Source organism: Streptomyces sp. NBC_00344 (genome assembly GCF_036088315.1).
Lineage (GTDB): Bacteria > Actinomycetota > Actinomycetes > Streptomycetales > Streptomycetaceae > Streptomyces.
Window position 1 is genome coordinate 301,205 of the sequence record NZ_CP107996.1, and the last position, 18,641, is coordinate 319,845.

Here is an 18,641-nt window from a genome sequence, read left to right on the forward strand (position 1 = left end):
CATGACCGCAGGGCACCCGAGGCTCAGCGTCCGGCGGGCGCGTACCGCTGAAGGACGATTCCGCTGCGAAAGGCCTTCGACTCCAGGAGCCGCAGTCGCGGGACCTCGTAACCGTCCGGGAACAGGCGGCGGCCCCGGCCTTGGACCACCGGATGGACAAACAGGCGGTACTCGTCGACGAGACCCGCCTCGATCAACGAGTGCGCCAAGGTGATACTGCCGGCGAGCACGATGTCCTGGCCGCCGTCCCGCATCTTGAGCTCGTTCACCTCCGTGACCGGATCGCCGCGCAGCACGGTTGAGTTCTCCCACCGCGGGTCCGTGAGCGAGGTGGAGACGACGTACTTCTGGACCCCGTTGAGGTAGTCGGTGATGCCCGAGGTGTCGTCGGTCTGCAGTGGCCAGTAGCTGCGGAAGTCCTCGAACGTCCGCCGGCCGACGAGCAAGGCGTCGGCCCGGCTGTCCTGCCGATGGCTCTCTTCCAGGACATCGCTCATGTCAGCGCTGGCCTGACCCTTCGGATCGAACCAGTCCGTGATCATTTCGATCGAGCCGTCGACGGTGATGTTCTGCGTGATCGCGAGTGTGCGCATGATTCCTCCTGCGTATGTACGGTCAGGGTCTTTGACTGCCGCGGACGATGAGGTTCAACGGCAGCACAGTCCATCGCCGCAGCCGGCCCCCGATCCGTGACACCGGCGAGCGCCTCGCCGACGACTGCCTGAGCACCGCATCACGGCAGTGTCAGTGGCCGTGCCTAAGGTCGTCGCATGAGTTCCTCGCTCAGTGTGTACCTGCTCGATGCAGCCGCGACGCATGCTCTGATCGGGTCTGGCGATGATCAGCTGCTCGAGGTCATCCGCGGCCGTTTCGGAGGGACGACCTTGCGCATGACGACGACTATTTCCGATCCGAGAGGGAGCACGGTGCTCCTTCCGTGTACGAGGCACTGCACGCGGTCGTCCAAGGCGGCCCCTTCAGTGACGACAAGGCGCACGCCTTCCAGTACGGCTATGCGTACGAACGACTGTGTTCCCTCCCCGGCTCGTTGCTGGACAACAGCTGTTTCACGCCACGTCGCGGTGACTGGTTGTCAGTTGTCGATCAGGGCCTGCGCGCGCTGAACATCACGGCGGTGTCCGTCGCGGCCTTTGGCAACTCCGACCTGCCGGCCCCGCTGCCGTGGACGTACGCGCCGGGCTGCGGCGAGTGGACGCCCGCGCAGATCGGACAGGCGCTGGAGCAGTTCGTGGCCACCATGGCGGCAGGACATGCCCCGCCGCTCGATCCCGAGGTGGTCGAGGCCGTCATGCAGTGCCTCGGGTGGATGCGGCGAGCGGAGGCGCAACCTGGGTTCGGCATCACCGGCTTTCCGTTCTTGAGTCCTCCGGCGCGGCGATTCTGCCCGCGGCCGGGTCCGCAGGCAGGTGAGACGCGCCGGCTCGGACACACGGCCACGGCAGATGGCGGGGAGCACATCATGTGCCGGAGGCACCCGTGACGACCAGGAGGAAGCCGCGCCGGATGTGACGAGCCGGATGCCGTCTCCGGGATCAGCTGGGACCATGAAGCATGGAGATGCTCAGCACGCAGGAGATCCTTGCAGCGATCGAGAAAGACCTCGGCGACTGGCGAAAGCTCGCTCAGGCCCTCGCCACCCGCTATCGCGTTGCCGATCTCGCCACTGGGGCCTCGTTCGTGTCCGCGGTCGCGGAAGCGGAGGTCACTGCCGGCCGGCACCCTGAGTTCCGGCTGGGGCGGGGGTTCCTCGATGTCACCGTGTCCACCGCTGACGACGCCACCGGAGGCCGGTGGGTCACGGCGGTGGATCTCGAGCTGGCCCGCGCGATCAGCGGGCTTGCCCGAAAGCACGGCCTGAGCGCCGTTCCCGGCGAGGTGGCCCAGCTCGAGCTTGCGCTCGACACCGCCGACGACACCGCGTTGTCCCCGTTCTGGTCCGCGCTGCTCACCGGCGATCCCGCTCACGTGGTGGACGACACGGTCCTTGATCCGACGAACCGTGTCCCCAACGTGTGGTTCCAGGCTGCCGCCGCTCGTACGCCCCCGGCCCAACGCTGGCACGTCGACCTGTGGTTGGCTCCCGAGGTGACCGAGCCGCGCATCGAGGCCGCTGTCGCCGCCGGTGGGGTCGTCGTCGACGATTCACATGCGCCGTCGTTCACCGTGCTCGCCGACCCCGATGGCAACAAGGTCTGTGTCTGCACGGCCCTCGACCGTGACTGAGCCCGGCCCGACCGATCGCCGGCAGCGCCGCGGCGCTGCCGGCGCGGACCGAAACACTGTGGTGGGTGCTCTGTTCGACGGCATCCGTCACGGCAGAACCACGCAGCGGTGCAAGCAGCAGCACGGGTGGCCGAGTTGCGTACGTCTGACTCGTCCATCGCGGTCCCCGGTTCCGGTCCCCGCGCCGGCCTCTCGCCTGCACCGTCAGGTGTTGAGGCCGGGACGGAGCACCGGACGGGCCAGGAACCGGACCAGCGCACCGAGGGCGAAGCCGTAGAACGCCACCAGCCCATGCCCGTTGGACTGGGCGAACCACAGAGTCAGCCCCAGGACCGGCACGGCGAGGGCAAGCAGCCGCTGCTTCCGGGTCTCGGTCGGAGCGCCGGGGCGCAGCAGCAGGGCAGCGGCCAGGGTCGCGGCCAGGAAGTAGGTGGCGCCCGAACTCCCGGCGAAGTTCCGGGGGTCGGTGCTGACCCCGCCGGAAGCGCCGAAGAGAGGGTCGATGTGCTGGGGCAGGAAGATACCCGCGGCGAACAGGCCCACCATTAAGGGAGCGCCCCAGAACCACTGCGCCAGGGCGGCGATGACGGCGAGAGTGGCGATATTCCACGCTGCTCCCAGGAAGCCGCCGTTCTGCATGAAGACCGATGTGACCACACGCCACCAGCCCGATTTATTCGGGTCGTTGTCGAGAGCGCCCATCGCACCCGGCCAGCAGAGCTGGGTCACTACGGCGGCGAGCGCGACTGCGGTCAGCGCTACGGCGGCCCACGGGATGCGGCGGCGGCCCACCGGTTCCGGACCGACCAGGGCCAGACCGGCCTTGAACATCAGCACCATCAGTCCCGCCGTGGTCACGTTGAACAGCAGCGCGCCCATCGCCAACCCTCTTCTCAATTACGGTTGAATTGTACTCACTGCGACATTAGCGCCCACAGCAGTTCGACCGCGACGAACCCCTCACCCCGGCAGGTCCTTCCTGGTTCCCCCTCGCGAACCTCGAAGGAACCGCCCGTCCGTGTACCCGCGCACAATTCCCTCACCCGCGGCCGTCTGCAGATTCCGCACGCGCCCAACCCGTGCGTGTACGCCGCCGGTTTGGGTGTGCGGCCGATATGAAACGCTGATCGACTCGAAACCGCTGGGCGAGCGGCGACGCCCCCCGGGGCACCGGCCCCGGGCTCCGCTCCGCCGGAGTCTTCTGAGCAAGGGCGCCGTGCAGGTGTCAGGGGATCAGGACAACACGCCGATCGGGATCGGCCGGAATGCTCCACGCCTGCTCGACCTGGTCGAGCGGCATCGGCAGCGGGGACACGCCCACCCGAGGCGATCTCCTGGGCGAGGGAGGGCAGTTACCCTTCCGGCGTTGCGGCCGACGGCGTCGACACCGGGGATCAGCGGCAGGGTGCCGTCCGAGGTGCAGTGGCTGCCGTCGGCGGCCGGGCGCACCCGTGGGTGCGGTCCGGCCGCCAGGACGTCGGCCAGTACCTCGTGCTGCACCGAGAGTGTGGGGGTCGGGAGTCTCCCGGAGCGGGGCGGGGCCTGAAGGAGTGGACCACTGCGGCGTACATGGGGGCCCTCCCGTTCTGCCCCCACCGTGAGGACGGACGAACGCACTCAGCTGGCCCAGCGCACCACTACTCTCGCCCGCATCCGGCCCGGATCCCTCCCACTGGCTGAACCGGCCGCCGGAGGCACGATGGCGCAGCAGAGGGACAGCCGTTGCCCGGTGGTGAAGCCGGGAGATCCCGCCAACGCACAACGGGTGCGCGGCAGACGCCGGGCACGCCCGTCAGCCGGGCTGGCTGTTCTCCTTGAGTGTGCCCCAGCCGTGCCAGCGGTCGATCTCGATCCAGGCACTGACCCGGCCGCGGTCCCGCTGCGGGTAGGGATTTCCGAGGTAGTGCTGGGCCAGCCGGTCGATGTCGGCGAGATCCTTGTCCTCACGCAGCTCGGCGACATGTCCGATGATGCTGATGTGGGTGTACCAGTTGCCCTGGTCGAGCACCGTGAGCGTGACCCGGGGGTCGTTGCGGATGTGGTCGAGCCTCTTGCGGCCCTCGTCCATGTTGACCAGGATGCGGCCCTCGTCCCACAGGTACCAGGTGGCCGTGGACACGGGCTGGCCGTCGGACCGGAGTGTCGCGATGACGGCCGAGTTGGGCTTCTCCAGCATGACGACCGCGGTCTCGGGCAGCGGCGGATTCGACACGGAATCTCCTCCTCGGTATTCGGTTCTCGGTGATCCATCGGACTGCATGTTCACCGTGCCACATCCCGGCGTCCGGCACCTTTCGCCTCCGTCCGACCGGTTGCGCGCCGCAGAGGGTTTCGGCTGAACGGACAGCGGCTCATGCCGCAGCGAGGGCGTCATGCACACGTACAGGGCGAGCGGGAGCCGCAATCCGACGGGGTACCTGCCCGCGGCGGGTGGCCGGGCGGCCCTCTCATGCGTGTGCCCCCGGGCAGGTCGGGCCGGCCGGGGGCACACGGTTCAACAATCTGCTGGATGTCCGGACGTCAACGGGCTGATGGTGAGCCGCTCATGACCGCCCGACAGCCGGGTCAGCGACTGTGGTGGTGCCCACGGCCCCAGGACTCGGTGTCGACCGTCCTGCCGTGGGCGTCGCGCAGCGTCGCGGCGTCGTGGTTGTTCCACACCTGGTGGTGACGGTCCTGGTAGAGGTCAGTTCGGGTATCGCGGCCGAAGCCGGTGTGGATGCGGATGGAGGAACGGCCGCCGAGACGGACGTCGTCGAAGCGGTACCGGTTGCCGTCCCTGTCACGCAGGGTCCAGCCGTCCAGGTCCACGCTGCGCCGCGAGTTGTTCGTGATCTCGACCCACTCCGCGTTCAGCGAACGGTTCGTTCCGTTCTCGTGCCCGGGGCTGTCGGCCCGGACGTCACTGATGACCACATGGGCGGCCTGGTGGTGCCGGCCACGGTCGCCGTCGTGAGCGGCAGCCGGCAGCGCGGTAGCGCCGACCACGGCACCCGCCGCGAGAACGGTGGCTGCCAGACGGCGGGAGATGCGAGAAGCAGACATTGTGATGCTCCCTCAAGGACAGTGCCCCACCAGCCGACAACGTGGCTGGGGTGCGGTGTGGGTTCCCGGCCCGTTACTGGACCGAGGACCCACACCATGCAACGACCGTCCGGCTCGCAGACCGTCCTCACGGAGTGCGTTACCGGACACGGACATTTGCGTGACCGACGCCTGTATCAGACATATAAGGGCGATCGGCGTGCCCCTGACATTCACTGACCGCTACACCCACCCGTCGGAAGATCAGCAGAAAGGCCTTGCATACTCCGGCGCACCACCGGTTGCACCACCCCGGCGCACCACCCGCACGGCCGACAGGTCCGGGTAACAGTCCTTCTGCACGTTTCTTCGCACACCTGGAACAACTCCGCACGAATGAACGAGACACGAGCCGGGTCTCTCCAGGTGGAGTGCCGGACCAACTCCCTCCTGGTGAGAGCGGGGCGGGTCCGGATCACGCCACAGAGGCCGACCGGGGGCCGGCGGTCCGACAGGAAGGCCCGGCTGCTCGGCTCACAGGCCGACCGCTCCGTCGATCCGCTCACGGAGCAGGTCGGCATGGCCGTTGTGGCGGGCGTATTCCTCGATCATGTGGATGAGCACCCAGCGCAGCGACACCGTTCCGCGCCATGCGTCATCACCCTCGACATCGAGGTCGGGTGCCTCGGTGACGAACCCGTCGGCAAACGCGACTTCGGAACGCCACGCCTGCCACGCCACCGCGACGACCACGGTGGCGGCCACGGCGCCGTCGAAGTCCGCGTCCGGATCTGACTCCGACGAGAAGAGGGGCGGCACTTCCTGCCTGGCCAATACCCTCCGGAACCAGCGGCGCTCCACATCGGCGAGGTGCCGGACCAGACCGAGCAGCGACAGCGTCGACGGCTCAACGGAGCGCTGCGACAACTCGGTGCCCAGACCGGCGCACTTCAGCTCCAGCGTGGCGCGCTGGGCCCCCAGGACGTCGATGAGCATGCGCCGCTCGTCTCCGGTCGCGGAACTGCTGAACCGGCGGCCGCTCTCAGCTCCCGGGAACAGTTCGGCTCTTCTGCCAGCGCCTGCCATGCCCACATCATGATCCATTGTGTGACGCGACGCCAGGGCCGGTCATGCCGGCGTCCTGACCGCCGGACGCCGGAAGCAGCGGGCCCGCTCCACCCCTGATGATCTGCCGCACTGTCGTTCGTGGAGCGGGCCGCGCTCGCTCCCAGGTGCGGATGGGATCACCGGCCGGCAGGGGGACAAGGTCACGAGGAACGGCTGAAGCGCCCGACGACGACCGCAGTGCAGGGGGTGTCCCCGACGCGCCCGGCGTCCCGTACCACCGGCCGACAGAGTGAACCGACCCGCAGCGCTGGGGCCCCGGCCCACCCGCCGAAGATCCGGTGCAACTCGCGGCGGCCCGCAGCAAGACCTCCCCCGTCTCCGGCTGAGATCCCGTTCGCCCGGCCGAGCCACCGGCGAAACACCCACGAACCACAGACAACAACAACAGAATGAGCCACATACGGTGGACCGGCATGCCCGGACGACCTCACAGGATGCAGGAACCTCCGCCGTACCATTGGCCGGGCGAGTGCTGTCGGTGTAAACATAATCCTATGGCCCGACTGATGGGTCGATTCAGGGCCTTGTCGGTCTCCCTGTTCGCCGGTCGGCGCCCTCAGAGTCGACGCGAGCAGCGAACGGCGGACGGCTGCCAGGCTGCGCCGCAGCCTTACCGGCGCGTGCAATCCGCGCTCAGGGGACGCACGGTCGCCGGCCAGGTGCTCGCTCTGCAAGTGGTCATCGTGCTGCTGCTCGTCGCGGTCGCCGTCACGGAGCTCGTACTGCAGGCGCGGCACGACAGCACGACGGAGGCCCGTAACCGGTCCTTGGCCGTCGCCGAGACGTTCGCGAACTCGCCCGGGCTGATCGCGGCGCTGAACTCCCCCGATCCGACTGCGGTACTCCAGCCGCGGGCGGAGGCGGCACGGAAGGGGTCCGGCGTCGATTTCGTCGTCGTGATGGACACCGACGGAATCCGCTACACCCACCCCAAGCCGGACAGAATCGGAAAGAAGTTCGTCGGCACCATTGCACCCGCCCAGGCCGGCCGCTCGCTGACCGAGAAAGTCAACGGAACCATCGGCCCTCTGGTACAGGCCGTGGTTCCGGTCAAAAACGGTAGCGGGAAGGTTGTCGGCCTGGTCTCCGCGGGGATCACCATCAACAAGGTCAGCGGCGCAGTCAACCGTCAGCTGCCGCTCCTCCTGGGCGCGTCCGCCGCCGCACTTGGGCTTGCCACGGTGGGAACAGCCCTCATGAGCCGGAGGCTGCGGCGCCAGACACACGGGCTCGAGCCCGCCGAGATGACCCGGATGTACGAGCACCATGACGCGGTACTGCACGCCGTGCGCGAGGGGGTCCTCATCGTGGGCGGGGACGACCGGCTCCTGCTGGTCAACGACGAGGCGCGCCGTCTGCTCAAACTGCCCGGTGAGGCAGAGGGGCAGCGGGTCACCGAGCTCGGCCTGGATACGCAGGTGGCGTCCCTGCTGGCCGCCGGTCACACCGTCACCGACGAGATCGTGCGCTCGGGGGGCAGTCTGCTCGCGTTGAGCAACCGGCCCACGGACAGCAAGGGCGGGCCGCCGGGCAGTGTCACCACCCTCAGGGACTACACGGAGCTGCGGGCGCTCTCGGGCAGGGCCGAGATCTCGCGTCAACGCCTCGAGCTGCTCTACGACGCGAGTGTCGCCATCGGCACCACCCTCGATGTGACCCGGACGGCAGAAGAGCTGGGCGGGGTGGCGGTCCCCCGGTTCGCGGACTTCGTCACCGTCGACCTGTCCGAGGCCGTCCTGCGGGGCGAGGAGCCGACCGCGGAGAGCGACATGGAGATGCGGAGGGTGGCGACCGTGGGCATCCGGGACGACCATCCCCTCTTCCCCACGGGCGCGACGATCACCTTCGTCCCCTCTTCACCTCAGGCCGCCGGGTTCGACAGCGGGCGGGCGGTACTGGCACCCGACCTCAAAGCGGACTCCGGATGGCAGGCCCAGGACCCGCCGCGAGCCGCACACGTGGTCGCCTACGGAATCCACTCGCTCATCAGTGCCCCACTGCGCGCCCGCGGCGTCCTGCTGGGGGTCGTCGCGTTCTGGCGCTCCGAGAAACCGGACCCCTTCGAACCGGACGAACTGTCACTCGCCGAGGAACTGGCCACACGCGCCGCGGTCTGCATCGACAACGCTCGCCGCTTCACCCGTGAACACGCCATGGCCGTCACGCTCCAGCACAGCCTGCTCCCCCGCGCCCTGCCTGAGCAGAACGCCCTGGATGTGGCGTACCGCTATCTTCCGGCCCAGGCGGGGGTGGGCGGCGACTGGTTCGACGTCATCCCGTTGTCCGGCGCCCGTGTCGCGCTTGTCGTGGGCGATGTCGTCGGCCACGGCCTGCATGCCGCCGCCACCATGGGCCGCCTGCGGACCGCGGTTCACAACTTCTCCGCCCTTGACCTGCCCCCTGATGAGCTGCTGGGCCACCTGGACGAACTCGTCGGCACCATCGACCTGGGCGAGTCGGCGACCGACGCCGCGCCCATCACCGGCGCGACCTGTCTGTACGCGATCTACGATCCCGCCTCCGGCCGGTGCACCATGGCCCGCGCCGGCCACTTGCCGGCCGCCCTCGTACACCCCGACGGCACCGTGGACTATCCCGACGTCCCCGCGGGCCTGCCGCTCGGTGTGGGTGGGCTGCCTTTCGAGACCGCCGAACTGCAGCTGCCCGAGGGCAGCCGGCTGGTGCTCTACACCGACGGGCTCGTCGAGGACCGTCACCGCGACATCGACGAGGGCCTGGACCTCCTGCAGACCGCTCTGGCCCAGTCCGACGAGTCGCCGGAGGCAACCTGCGAGGCGGTGCTGGACGCACTGCTCCCGCCGCACCCGAGCGACGACATCGCGCTGCTCGTCGCCCGTACCCGGGTCGTGCCGCCCGACCGGATCGCCGACTGGGAGGTGCCCTCGGACCCGGCGGCCGTGGCAGGCATGCGTGCCTCCGTCACCGAGCAGCTGACGCAGTGGGGACTGGACGAGATGGCCTTCTCCATGGAACTGATCCTCAGCGAACTGATCACCAACTCAATCCGCTATGCCACCGGGCCCATCCACGTGCGGCTGCTCCGGGACCGCACGCTGATCTGCGAGGTCTCCGACACCAGCAACACATCTCCCCATATGCGCTACGCGGCAGGCATGGACGAAGGCGGGCGCGGGCTCTTCCTGGTCGCCCAGTTCGCCGAACGCTGGGGAACCCGGTACACCGCCACCGGGAAGGTGATCTGGGCCGAACTGACCCCGGGCGGCGGGCTGCCGGCGCAGGTATGGGACCTGGAAACGCTGGACTACGACCTGTGAGCGGGCCTGTGCGGACCCGTCCTGTTCGCCCCCCGAGGTTCCCGGGCAGAGCAGCGGGCTCACGGCCGGCGTCAGCCGCACAGGAGGCCGCATGACCGACTCCCCCCGCCCCTGAGGGGCGGGCAATCGCTGTACGCGTCCGGCCCTGTCCCGTTACCGAAGGCCGGCTTCGCTGGGCGGGGGACGTAGCGGGGCCCTCCGGGCCGCAGGCGGGACGTCGCGGTCGTACAGCGGAGGCGACTATGTGCCCGCAGTCAGGGTTTTGAGCTCGTCGAGCGACTCCCTGATGAACTGCGACAGCTCCTGCTCGTCGGGCGCCTCGATCCAGCGCTCGAACGCAACCTTGAACACAGCGGTACCCGCCTCGGCGGCCAGGCTGGCGGCCGGGTCCCTCACACCCCGCCGACGCAACGTATCGGCGAGTGCCGCGGACAGTCGCGCGAGCTTTATCAGCTCACGCTCCTGCAGCTCCGCGTTCGCCACAATGACGGCCTGGCGCTGCCGTGCATACTCGCGGCGCGCCTGGAACGGAGCGGCAGCGGCCTGCAGTGCTGTTGCTATCGCGTCGATCGGCGCCGCGGAATCAGCCGCACCTGCGAGGGTGGTCACGAAGAGCTCCTGCAGCGACCCCGCTCCCGCGAACAGCACCTCGCGCTTGTCGGCGAAGTGCCGGAAGAACGTTCGCTCCGTGAGTCCCGCCCGCTTGGCGATCTCCGCCACGGTGGTCTGTTCGAACCCGCGCTCGCTGTAGAGCTCCAGCGCTGCCTGCTCCAGGCGGCCGCGTGCGTTCGGCTCCCATCGACCCATACCCAGATCCTACGTGATGGCAGTGCCTGACATCGAGTGCTACGGTTGATGACAGCAACTGACATCGTTCTGTCCGGGCGCAGATCCCGAGGCGGGGACGGTCGATCACCCGGAGGTTCTTCCCATGCGTGTTTTCGTCACCGGCGCGTCCGGCTTCATCGGCTCGGCCGTCGTCCCCGAGCTCATCGGCGCGGGGCATCGGGTCGTCGGGCTCGCCCGCTCGGACGCCTCCGCCGATGCCCTCGCCGCCGCCGGGGCCGAGGTGCTCCGCGGTGCTCTCGACGACCTCGACAGCCTCCGCGAAGGTGCAGCCGCGTCCGACGGCGTGATCCACCTTGCCTACATCCACGACTTCTCCCGGTACGAGAGCGCTGCACGAACCGATGCGCAGGCCATCGAGACTCTCGGCGCCGCGCTCGAAGGCTCCGGCCGGCCGCTCGTGATCGCGTCCGGAACGCTCGGGCTCACGCCGGGGCGCGTCGCGACCGAACGAGACACACCCGATCCCGGGTCGGGCGTGTCGCCCCGGGCCGCCGGCGCGCGGGCGGCGCTCTCCCTCGCCTCGTGCAACGTCCGCTCGTCCGTCGTGCGGTTGTCCCCTTCAGTGCACGACGAAGGCGATCACGGGTTCATCCCGACCCTGATCGCCATCGCCCGCGACAAGGGCGTATCCGGCTACGCCGGCGACGGTTCCAACCGCTGGCCCGCTGTGCACCGGCTCGATGCCGCGCACCTCTTCCGTCTCGCCCTGGAGATCGCCCCGGCGGGATCCGTACTGCACGGGGTCGCCGACGAGGACGTGCCGGTCCGCACCATCGCCGAGGTGATCGGCTGGCACCTCGGCCTCCCGGTCGCCGCCATATCCCCCGAGGACACAGCCGAGCACTTCGGCTGGCTGGGCGCGTTCCTCGCGGCCGACGCCCCGGCATCGAGTGCGCTGACCCGCGAGCTGCTGGGATGGCAGCCGACTCGACCCGGACTCATCGACGATCTCGACCAGGGCCACTACTTCCGCAACACGTCCGGGTGACGCCCGTTCGTGCCGTCGCCGGCGAGGCGGTCGTGGTCAGCGAGGACTTCGTCGATCACTCGCCGGTTGACGGCGGCCTGCACCTCGTCGGTGTCGACGCAGCCGGCCAGCACCAGCAGGGCCTTCCACAGCGCCCAGCCCCTGGCCCGTGCCCAGACGTCGTCATCCTGGGCAACCGCCCGGCGGAACGCTTCCCGGCTGCTGCCCTGGAACATCCCCCACGCGATCACCAGATCGCAGGCCGGATCCCCCACCCCCGAGGTTCCGAAATCGATGACGGCTGCCAGCTCGCCCTCCACGACCAGCAGGTTGCCCGGGGCGACGTCGCCGTGGAACCACCTGGGCGCTCCGTGCCACTCGGCGGCCAGAGCCGAGTCCCAGACCGCGGTCGCCCGCTCGGTGTCGACGCGCCCGCTGAGCGCGGACAGGCAGCGGCGGGTCTCGTCGTCGTAGTGGACCGGCGACGCCCCCCGGTACCAGCTGTGCTCCCCGGCGAGCGGACCGCCCGTGGTGTCGCAGCGCTGGAGGGCGAGGATGAACTCCGCCACCGATGTTGCGAACCGAGCCATGTCATCGATGGGCCCGATGGCAGCGGTGCTGCCCTCGAGCCAGCCGCGTACGGACCAGGAAAAGGGATAACCATGGCCGGGGGCGCCCTTGGCCACGATCGCCGGGATGGCAACCGGCAGCGACGGAGCCAGCCGGGGCAGCCAGATGTTCTCCTTGTCGACAGCCGGTACGTATCCGGCCGCAGTGGGCAGCCGGACGGTCATGCTGTCGCCCAGTCGGTAGGTCCGGTTGTCCCAGCCGTCAACCTCCACCGGGGTCACCGGGAGACCGGCCCACTGCGGGAACTGCTCAGCGATCAGCCGTTTCACCAGCGCGGCAGTAATGCCGGCGCGGCCGTCGGAGGGGTTCGAAGCCATCCCGCGATCATCGCGTTCGGCATTCACGCGCCGCAACGGGTTATCGAGGACCTCTGGGTCGAGACCCTCGCCGCCGACCCCGCCGGCCCCGAAGCACTGCGCGCCAAGCTTCGCGTTCTACCGAACCGCCGACGTGACGACCGTACAGAACAAGCGGCGCGCCAAGCGCAGGCTGACGCCCCGGTGCTGACCACCGCCGCCGCGCAGTGCCCGGGCGAGCAGGCCGGGCACACGATGCGGCTCGCCGCCGACAGGGCGGAAAGCCTGACCCTGCCCGCCTGCGGCCATTCCCCCACCGAGGAAGTTCCCGCGGCGCCGATGGATGCGCTCACACGTTCCTGACCCCCTGCCCGGATGGGCCTCCATGCCCGGTTGCACGGCCGAACCACTGAGACCGGTCTGCCGGGGGGAAACACCGGTGGAAGCGCCCGACCCGGCTCATGATGCCGAAACCGGCAGGTAGGTGCAGACATGCACACCGGTGCCGCTGATGGCCGTGGAGGCCAGTTCGAGCGTGCGCAGCATGCCGTCTCCAGGGAAGATCGTCTTGCCTCCGCCGAGGACCACCGGCATGATCATGAGCCGGAGCTCGTCGACCAGGTCCTCGCGCAGAAGAGTGCGTACGAGAGTCGGGCTGCCCATGACCAACAGGTCTCCGCCCTCGGTCTCGTGCAGTTCCCGGATACGGTCGACTGCGGAGGTGCTGGGCGGTGCCGTTCAGGATGCGATGACCAGGGCGCAAGCCCTGCTGTTCGGACGCCGCACCTGGCAGACGATGGCCGCGGCGTGGCCGGAGCGGGCCGGTGACCCGTTCGCAGACCAGATGAACGCCATTCCGAAATACGTCGTGTCCGCGACACTGGGCGACGACGATCTGGCGTGGGACAACACCACGCGCATCCCGGGTGACACGGCGGGTCGAAGAACCGGTGTGACCAGCCGCCGTGCGCGAAGCCACCTTCGTTGTCCTCGTCAGGTCCGCCCGGCGCCTGCACGACACCGTCCAGACTGATGAACTCACTGATCACGATGCGCATGGGACTCGCTCCTCTTCGCTCTCCTGGCCCACTGCGATGGAGACTGCCTGGCCGCACCGAACTCATCGCCCGCTGCGGCGTCTCCTGAAGCACAGCCTGAACCACGGCCGGTCTCCACACGGCGCCGCGAAACCGCCTGACTCCGACGACGCGGTCACCTATCGTCGACGTGATTCCCGGCCCGGGCCGGCTCGGACCGGGTCAAGGTCCATGACGTGGAGGATGATTGTGCGCTACCGCGAGCTGGGACGCAGTGGACTGGCCGTGTCCGAGATCGGTTACGGCGCGTGGGGCATCGGTGAGTCCAGCTGGGTGGGTGCCACGGAGGACGAATCCGTACGCGCGCTGCACCGGGCCATCGACCTCGGGGTGAATTTCGTCGATACCGCCCGGGGTTACGGAGAGAGTGAGCGAATCGTCGGCCGTGTCGTCCGTGAACGGGCCGGTGACGAGGTGCACGTGGCGACCAAGGTGCCGCCGAAGAACCGCGTGTGGCCCGCGCCGGACGGTCTGGACCCGGCCGGGACCTTCCCGGGTGAGCACATCCGGACGAGCCTGGAGACCAGTCTGCTTACCAGCGGCCTGGACCACTTCGACGTACTTCAGTTCCACGTCTGGAACGATGACTGGATCGGCCGCGGCGACTGGCTGGAGACGATCGGCGAACTGAAGCAGGAGGGGAAAATCCGCCTGTTCGGCGTCTCCATCAATGACCATGAACCCGAGAGCGCGCTCGCACTCGTACGGAGCGGCGCCGTGGACAGCGTGCAGGTCATCTACAACATCTTCGACCAGGCACCCGCCGACGCACTGTTGGCGGCCTGCGAGGAGAACGGCGTCGGTGTCATTGTGCGGGTGGCGCTGGACGAGGGTGGCCTCACCGGCCGTATCACTGCCGGCACGACGTTCCCGGAAGGCGACTTTCGTAACCGCTACTTCCGCGGCGACCGCCCGGCACAGGTCGAACAGCGGGTGGCCGCGATCGTCGCCGATCTCGGCATCGCCCCCGATGAGATCGCTGAGCATGCGCTGCGTTTCGTGCTGAGTTCACCGGCGGTCTCCACCGTCATCCCGGGTATGCGCACCCTGCACAACGTGGAGCGCAACGCGGCTCTGAGCGACGGCCGTCTCCTCACCGCCGACCAGCTCGCCGTACTGGCCAAGCACCGCTGGCCGCGCAACTTCTACTCCTGACCCGCGGGGCCGCTGCCGGCCCGGGCGCTGTGCGGTTCCCGCCCACGCGACGCCCGGCCGGGCACGCATCGGCCGGCCGAGGACCGGGGCGACGTCCGGGACATCCGCTCGTATGGGCGGTGCGGGACACCGGCAGTGCGCGGGCACCGGCACGGCTCCCGCGCACTCCGCTTGCTGACCTGACCGCCCTGATCACATAGGCTTGGCGGATGGCGAAGTACTTCGACGTGCACCCCGACAATCCCCAGCGGCGCACCATCAACAGCGTGGCGGACAGCATCCGCTCAGGCGCCCTCGTCGCTTACCCGACGGACTCCTGCTATGCGCTGGGGTGCCAGTTGGGCAACCGTGACGGCATCGGCCGGATCCGGTCGATCCGCAACCTCGACGACCGTCACCACTTCACCCTTGTCTGCCAGGACTTCGCGCAGCTGGGCCAGTTCGTACACATCGACAACGATGTGTTCCGCGCGATCAAGGCGGCGACCCCCGGCAGCTACACCTTCATCCTCCCGGCGACGAAGGAGGTGCCGCGTCAGCTGCTGCATCCGAAGAAGAAGACCGTCGGGGTGCGCATCCCCGACCACATTGTCGCTCAGGCCCTGGTCGCCGAACTCGGTGAGCCGCTGCTGTCCAGCACCCTGCTCATGCCGGACGAGGACGAGCCGATGACGCAGGGCTGGGAGATCAAGGAACGGCTCGACCATGTGCTGGACGCCGTGGTCGACTCCGGCGACTGCGGCACCGCGCCGACCACGGTCATCGATTTCTCCAGCGGTGAGGCCGAGATCGTACGCCGGGGAGCGGGCGACACCTCGCGCTTCGAATAGTCGCAGGCCCTCCCCGGACTCACCCGGTCCGGACCGTCCTGCCGCGTCCGCCGGCCGACATGCCCGCCCGCAGGGCGGGCCACTCCCCCGGCCAAGGGCTGCGCCGTACCCCTCGCGGGCGCGCGACGACAGCCACGACACCTCGCCACGCTGTCGGAACGTCCGGATACGTCCGGGATGAGGACGCTCCTTCGCCGAGCGGCACACCGGCATCCGACACCGCGGGCTGATCCACCACGGATTTCGGGAAAGCCCCTAGTGACCGGCCGTGGCAGGGACGAGGCCGTCGGCCACCAGGCCCGCCATTACCGCCTCGCCCAGGGCCTGAACCGCCGACTGCGGGCGAACCATCACGGTGAACTCCTTGATCCGCCCGTCGCCGTCGAGGTGCAGCAGATCGATGCCGTGGATCTGCTTGCCGTTCACGGTGGCCCGGAAGAGCAGCACGGCGGCCGGCGCCTCCGTTCCATCGGCGCTGGTCTCAGCCACGCCGTCGAGATGCCCGACATAGTGGAAGTCCTCAAAGGTACGCAGGAGGACTCCGAAGAGCCCCATCACCATCGGCTTGCCTTCGAACGGCGTGAACTTCACAGGGCTGTAGAGCCGGATGTCCTCGGTGAACAGGTCGTTGAGCGCGGTGAGGTCGCTGCTGTCGACGGCGCCGCGGAAGCGGTCCACAGTGGTCATGGCTTCTCCTTGATCGGGATGGATCGTCTGGTTGATAATCAACATTATGACTAGTCATTTTCTTGACTATCATGACTGAGGTTCCATGAACAGAGGTGTGGAGGAGACGGTCCGATGGCTTTGCGTCACGCCGTGCTGGCGGCTCTGCTCGACGAGGAGCTGAGCGGGTACCAGCTCGCCAAGGCGTTCGACATGGGTGTGGCGAACTTCTGGCACGCGCTGCCGCAGCAGCTGTACTCCGAGCTGGCCAAGCTGGAGCAGGAGGGGCTGATCGACGGCCGGGAGGTCGTCCAGGAGAGCAGACCGAACAAACGCCTCTTCCGGGTCACCGGCGAGGGGCTGGCAGAACTGGAACAGTTCACGGCGGCCGCCGCCAAACCCTCCTTCGTCCGCGACGACCTGCTCGTCAAGGTCCAGGCCGCCGATCACGTCGGCACCGAGGCGCTCATCGAGCAGCTCACCGAGCGGACCGCCTTCGCCGAGGCCAAGATCGGACTGTTCGACTCACTGCTGCGGAAGATGCGAGGCAGCATCAGCGAGGAGGACTTTCTGCGCCACGGCGAACGGATCGGCCCGTACCTCACCTGTCTGCGCGGTCTGGCCTTCGAGCGGGGGAACCGTGACTGGTGCGAGCGCACGGTGGCGGTGCTGCGGGAACGGCGAGCGTCCCCGGACCGGGAACGACCACAGCGGTAGCGGCAGTCAGGGAGGCCCAGAAGCATTCGGGTGAAGCACGGTGAGCCGCATCGGGCAAAGGCCACCTGTGAGCTGAGGATCACATGATGGGCCGTAGGTCCTCGTGCGGATACGCCCGTATCCGAGCACGCCACGATCACGAAGGATGCACGCACATGCGATTCAAAAGCGCCGCCCTCCTGGCTGCTACTGGCACGTTGATCCTGGCGGGTGCCGCCGGCGCCTCCGCCGACGGCGGCGCCCGGGGGGTCGCAGTCGGCTCCCCCGGCATCCTGTCCGGCAACGTCATCCAGGTGCCGATCAGCGTTCCCATCAACGTCTGCGGCAACTCGGTCAACCTCATCGGCGCTTTCAACCCCACCTTCGGCAACACCTGCATCAACGGTGAGTTCGGCAGGGGTTACGACGACGGCCGGAACGGAGACCACCACCGCCGCCGCGACGACAACCGCCGCGACAACAACCGCAGCAGCAAGCACCAGAGCAAGAACCACCGCAGCAGCAACCACCGCTGAGGCTCCCTCGGCGCGAGTCGGCGCAACGATGTTTCCGAGTGCCTCGCTGTGTGAGATCCGACCGCAGCGAGGCACTCCGCGGTCACCGGCGGTTCAAGGGGTCATACCGTTGGTCGGGGCGATGGCGCCCGGGTTCTGCCCGATGCACTGATGCAGCCGAAGCTGCGGGAGCTCAGGACAGCGATATGAGGCGGTAGACCGGGTCGGGGCGATCGATGTCCTGATCCGGCAATGCCGCCAGCTCCCGGCAGACCCCCTCGACCTGCTCCGGATCGGCGGCTCCGGCCCACGGGACACGGCCCCTGCTGATCTGTTCGCGCCACCTTCGGGGGCTCTGTCCCTGTCCGGTTCCCGCGAAGCGGGTCTCACCAACGGGCCGGAGCCCGTGGCCGGCTGCCAACTGCACCACGACATCCAACTGATCGGGTGCGCGGCGCGCATACTGGCGACGCAGGGGCGCGGTGACATGCGCGATGTCGCTGTCCGTGGTGAACGCGGCCTCCTCCTTGTCGACCGTCGTGACGAGCGTGCCTGCCGGGCTCAGGACCCGAGCGGCCTCAGCAAGTACCGGCGCCACATCGGTCAGCAGGTGCAGCAACCAGATGAGCACCACCGCGTCGGCCTTCACCGAACCGACCGGCAGACATGTCGCGTCCCCGGACACCACACCACGAGGCAGCCGGCTCGCGGCCACGGCGGTCATTCCCTGTGAGCGGTCCACGCCGAGAACGGTGCGCCCTGGGCGGTGCAGCCGCCATGTCACGATCCCGGTGCCGCAGGCGACATCCACCACCGTCCGCACACCCTCCGGCAACAGCCTTTCGACCGCCGCTGCCGCTGCGGCTGCCCGGGGCTCACCTCCGCGGGAGGCGTCGTAATGCGTGGCCTCACGGTCATAGTCGATCACGGGGTGACAATATATCCGCGGCCATCTGCCCGAACTGGCGTTTTTGTCAACGTGCTGATACCTGGCTGCTACTGGGGCCGACAGCGACCGGCATCTCACCGCCGGCCTGGGTTCCTCGCGGGCCGGAGACGCTTCGGGCCTCGTGTGTTCAGGGTGTCCGGCAACTCGGCGTCCGGAGCGTCCATTTCACGATTCCGGCTGCCCATACGGCGCTCCTGTCGCGGAGTTGGGCTCGCCACCGGCGATCGTCCTCAGCCGGTCACCGTCCGATGCCACGACGGCGCTGACGTGCGGCGCGGATGGTTCCTGACGAACGGCAG

17 protein-coding genes and 3 pseudogenes are annotated in these 18,641 nt (G+C 68.8%); 10 read left to right on the forward strand and 10 right to left on the reverse strand.

Annotated features, from left to right (window positions below):
* Positions 1-23: 23 nt before the first annotated feature.
* Positions 24-593: a dihydrofolate reductase family protein gene (locus OHS16_RS01480; protein ID WP_328535292.1), complete on the reverse strand. Its 570-nt coding sequence runs from the start codon at positions 591-593 to the stop codon at positions 24-26.
* Between the two features lie 177 nt (positions 594-770).
* Here OHS16_RS01480 and OHS16_RS32035 point away from each other — a divergent pair.
* The 3 genes and pseudogenes from OHS16_RS32035 to OHS16_RS01490 form a co-directional block, all read left to right on the forward strand.
* A pseudogene (locus OHS16_RS32035) lies at positions 771-824 on the forward strand (hypothetical protein); the annotation flags it as partial.
* 110 nt (positions 825-934) lie between these two features.
* Positions 935-1,501 (forward strand): annotated as a pseudogene (locus tag OHS16_RS01485) (DUF7691 family protein); the annotation flags it as partial.
* 77 nt (positions 1,502-1,578) lie between these two features.
* Positions 1,579-2,244, forward strand: a complete 666-nt coding sequence (locus OHS16_RS01490; protein ID WP_328535294.1) for a VOC family protein — start codon at positions 1,579-1,581, stop codon at positions 2,242-2,244.
* A gap of 204 nt (positions 2,245-2,448) precedes the next feature.
* Here OHS16_RS01490 and OHS16_RS01495 read toward each other — a convergent pair whose 3' ends face one another.
* The 4 genes from OHS16_RS01495 to OHS16_RS01510 all read right to left on the reverse strand — a co-directional run bounded on the left by OHS16_RS01495 (position 2,449) and on the right by OHS16_RS01510 (position 6,354).
* Entirely contained in the window at positions 2,449-3,123 is a 675-nt protein-coding gene (locus OHS16_RS01495) for a hypothetical protein (RefSeq protein ID WP_328535295.1), read from the reverse strand.
* A 913-nt stretch (positions 3,124-4,036) separates the two neighbouring features.
* Positions 4,037-4,456, reverse strand: a complete 420-nt coding sequence (locus tag OHS16_RS01500) for a PPOX class F420-dependent oxidoreductase (RefSeq protein WP_328535296.1) — start codon at positions 4,454-4,456, stop codon at positions 4,037-4,039.
* A 353-nt stretch (positions 4,457-4,809) separates the two neighbouring features.
* Positions 4,810-5,289: a lamin tail domain-containing protein gene (locus OHS16_RS01505; protein WP_328535297.1), complete on the reverse strand. Its 480-nt coding sequence runs from the start codon at positions 5,287-5,289 to the stop codon at positions 4,810-4,812.
* A gap of 513 nt (positions 5,290-5,802) precedes the next feature.
* A complete protein-coding gene (locus OHS16_RS01510; RefSeq protein WP_443042541.1) occupies positions 5,803-6,354 on the reverse strand; it encodes a DinB family protein in 552 nt (183 codons plus the stop codon).
* A 536-nt stretch (positions 6,355-6,890) separates the two neighbouring features.
* Between OHS16_RS01510 and OHS16_RS01515 the strand changes: the two genes are divergently transcribed.
* On the forward strand, positions 6,891-9,692 hold the full coding sequence (locus OHS16_RS01515; protein WP_328535299.1) for a SpoIIE family protein phosphatase: 2,802 nt from the start codon (positions 6,891-6,893) through the stop codon (positions 9,690-9,692).
* A gap of 240 nt (positions 9,693-9,932) precedes the next feature.
* Here the strand turns inward: OHS16_RS01515 and OHS16_RS01520 are convergent, their stop codons facing one another.
* Complete coding sequence (locus tag OHS16_RS01520) at positions 9,933-10,499, reverse strand: TetR family transcriptional regulator (protein ID WP_328535300.1); 567 nt, start codon at positions 10,497-10,499, stop codon at positions 9,933-9,935.
* A 124-nt stretch (positions 10,500-10,623) separates the two neighbouring features.
* Here OHS16_RS01520 and OHS16_RS01525 point away from each other — a divergent pair, with 124 nt between their 5' ends.
* On the forward strand, positions 10,624-11,529 hold the full coding sequence (locus OHS16_RS01525) for an SDR family oxidoreductase (protein WP_328535301.1): 906 nt from the start codon (positions 10,624-10,626) through the stop codon (positions 11,527-11,529).
* On the opposite strand, the gene OHS16_RS01530 is transcribed toward OHS16_RS01525, so the two are convergent.
* Positions 11,505-12,455, reverse strand: coding sequence for an aminoglycoside phosphotransferase family protein (locus OHS16_RS01530; protein WP_328535302.1), 951 nt, complete (start codon positions 12,453-12,455; stop codon positions 11,505-11,507). The genes OHS16_RS01525 and OHS16_RS01530 overlap by 25 nt on opposite strands.
* 183 nt (positions 12,456-12,638) lie before the next feature.
* On the opposite strand from OHS16_RS01530, the gene OHS16_RS01535 reads away from it, so the two are divergent.
* Entirely contained in the window at positions 12,639-12,797 is a 159-nt protein-coding gene (locus tag OHS16_RS01535) for a hypothetical protein (RefSeq protein ID WP_328535303.1), read from the forward strand.
* A 96-nt stretch (positions 12,798-12,893) separates the two neighbouring features.
* Here the strand turns inward: OHS16_RS01535 and OHS16_RS01540 are convergent.
* Positions 12,894-13,492, reverse strand: a pseudogene (locus OHS16_RS01540) (dihydrofolate reductase family protein).
* Positions 13,493-13,720: 228 nt separating this feature from the next.
* On the opposite strand from OHS16_RS01540, the gene OHS16_RS01545 reads away from it, so the two are divergent.
* Complete coding sequence (locus OHS16_RS01545) at positions 13,721-14,686, forward strand: aldo/keto reductase (RefSeq protein WP_328540678.1); 966 nt, start codon at positions 13,721-13,723, stop codon at positions 14,684-14,686.
* 209 nt (positions 14,687-14,895) lie between these two features.
* Positions 14,896-15,516 (forward strand): L-threonylcarbamoyladenylate synthase, encoded by a 621-nt coding sequence (locus tag OHS16_RS01550; protein ID WP_328535304.1) that lies wholly within the window; start codon positions 14,896-14,898, stop codon positions 15,514-15,516.
* Positions 15,517-15,771: 255 nt separating this feature from the next.
* Here the strand turns inward: OHS16_RS01550 and OHS16_RS01555 are convergent, their stop codons facing one another.
* Positions 15,772-16,203, reverse strand: coding sequence for a nuclear transport factor 2 family protein (locus OHS16_RS01555; protein WP_328535305.1), 432 nt, complete (start codon positions 16,201-16,203; stop codon positions 15,772-15,774).
* A gap of 114 nt (positions 16,204-16,317) precedes the next feature.
* Between OHS16_RS01555 and OHS16_RS01560 the strand changes: the two genes are divergently transcribed.
* Together OHS16_RS01560 and OHS16_RS01565 are read left to right on the forward strand one after the other, a co-directional pair.
* Positions 16,318-16,899, forward strand: coding sequence for a PadR family transcriptional regulator (locus OHS16_RS01560; protein ID WP_328535306.1), 582 nt, complete (start codon positions 16,318-16,320; stop codon positions 16,897-16,899).
* Between the two features lie 155 nt (positions 16,900-17,054).
* On the forward strand, positions 17,055-17,414 hold the full coding sequence (locus OHS16_RS01565) for a chaplin (protein WP_328535307.1): 360 nt from the start codon (positions 17,055-17,057) through the stop codon (positions 17,412-17,414).
* 172 nt (positions 17,415-17,586) lie between these two features.
* Here the strand turns inward: OHS16_RS01565 and OHS16_RS01570 are convergent, their stop codons facing one another.
* Positions 17,587-18,321, reverse strand: a complete 735-nt coding sequence (locus tag OHS16_RS01570) for a class I SAM-dependent methyltransferase (protein WP_328535308.1) — start codon at positions 18,319-18,321, stop codon at positions 17,587-17,589.
* Positions 18,322-18,641 lie beyond the last annotated feature (320 nt).

Excerpts from the sequence above, each read along its gene's own strand:
- OHS16_RS01480 (WP_328535292.1), bottom strand. The coding sequence starts at position 593 with ATGCGCACACTCGCGATCACGCAGAACATCACCGTCGACGGCTCGATC.
- OHS16_RS01490 (WP_328535294.1), top strand. The coding sequence starts at position 1,579 with ATGCTCAGCACGCAGGAGATCCTTGCAGCGATCGAGAAAGACCTCGGC.
- OHS16_RS01495 (WP_328535295.1), bottom strand. The coding sequence starts at position 3,123 with ATGGGCGCGCTGCTGTTCAACGTGACCACGGCGGGACTGATGGTGCTG.
- OHS16_RS01505 (WP_328535297.1), bottom strand. The coding sequence starts at position 5,289 with ATGTCTGCTTCTCGCATCTCCCGCCGTCTGGCAGCCACCGTTCTCGCG.
- OHS16_RS01510 (WP_443042541.1), bottom strand. The coding sequence starts at position 6,354 with ATGGCAGGCGCTGGCAGAAGAGCCGAACTGTTCCCGGGAGCTGAGAGC.
- OHS16_RS01515 (WP_328535299.1), top strand. The coding sequence starts at position 6,891 with ATGGCCCGACTGATGGGTCGATTCAGGGCCTTGTCGGTCTCCCTGTTC.
- OHS16_RS01520 (WP_328535300.1), bottom strand. The coding sequence starts at position 10,499 with ATGGGTCGATGGGAGCCGAACGCACGCGGCCGCCTGGAGCAGGCAGCG.
- OHS16_RS01525 (WP_328535301.1), top strand. The coding sequence starts at position 10,624 with ATGCGTGTTTTCGTCACCGGCGCGTCCGGCTTCATCGGCTCGGCCGTC.
- OHS16_RS01530 (WP_328535302.1), bottom strand. The coding sequence starts at position 12,455 with ATGGCTTCGAACCCCTCCGACGGCCGCGCCGGCATTACTGCCGCGCTG.
- OHS16_RS01550 (WP_328535304.1), top strand. The coding sequence starts at position 14,896 with ATGGCGAAGTACTTCGACGTGCACCCCGACAATCCCCAGCGGCGCACC.
- OHS16_RS01555 (WP_328535305.1), bottom strand. The coding sequence starts at position 16,203 with ATGACCACTGTGGACCGCTTCCGCGGCGCCGTCGACAGCAGCGACCTC.
- OHS16_RS01560 (WP_328535306.1), top strand. The coding sequence starts at position 16,318 with ATGGCTTTGCGTCACGCCGTGCTGGCGGCTCTGCTCGACGAGGAGCTG.
- OHS16_RS01565 (WP_328535307.1), top strand. The coding sequence starts at position 17,055 with ATGCGATTCAAAAGCGCCGCCCTCCTGGCTGCTACTGGCACGTTGATC.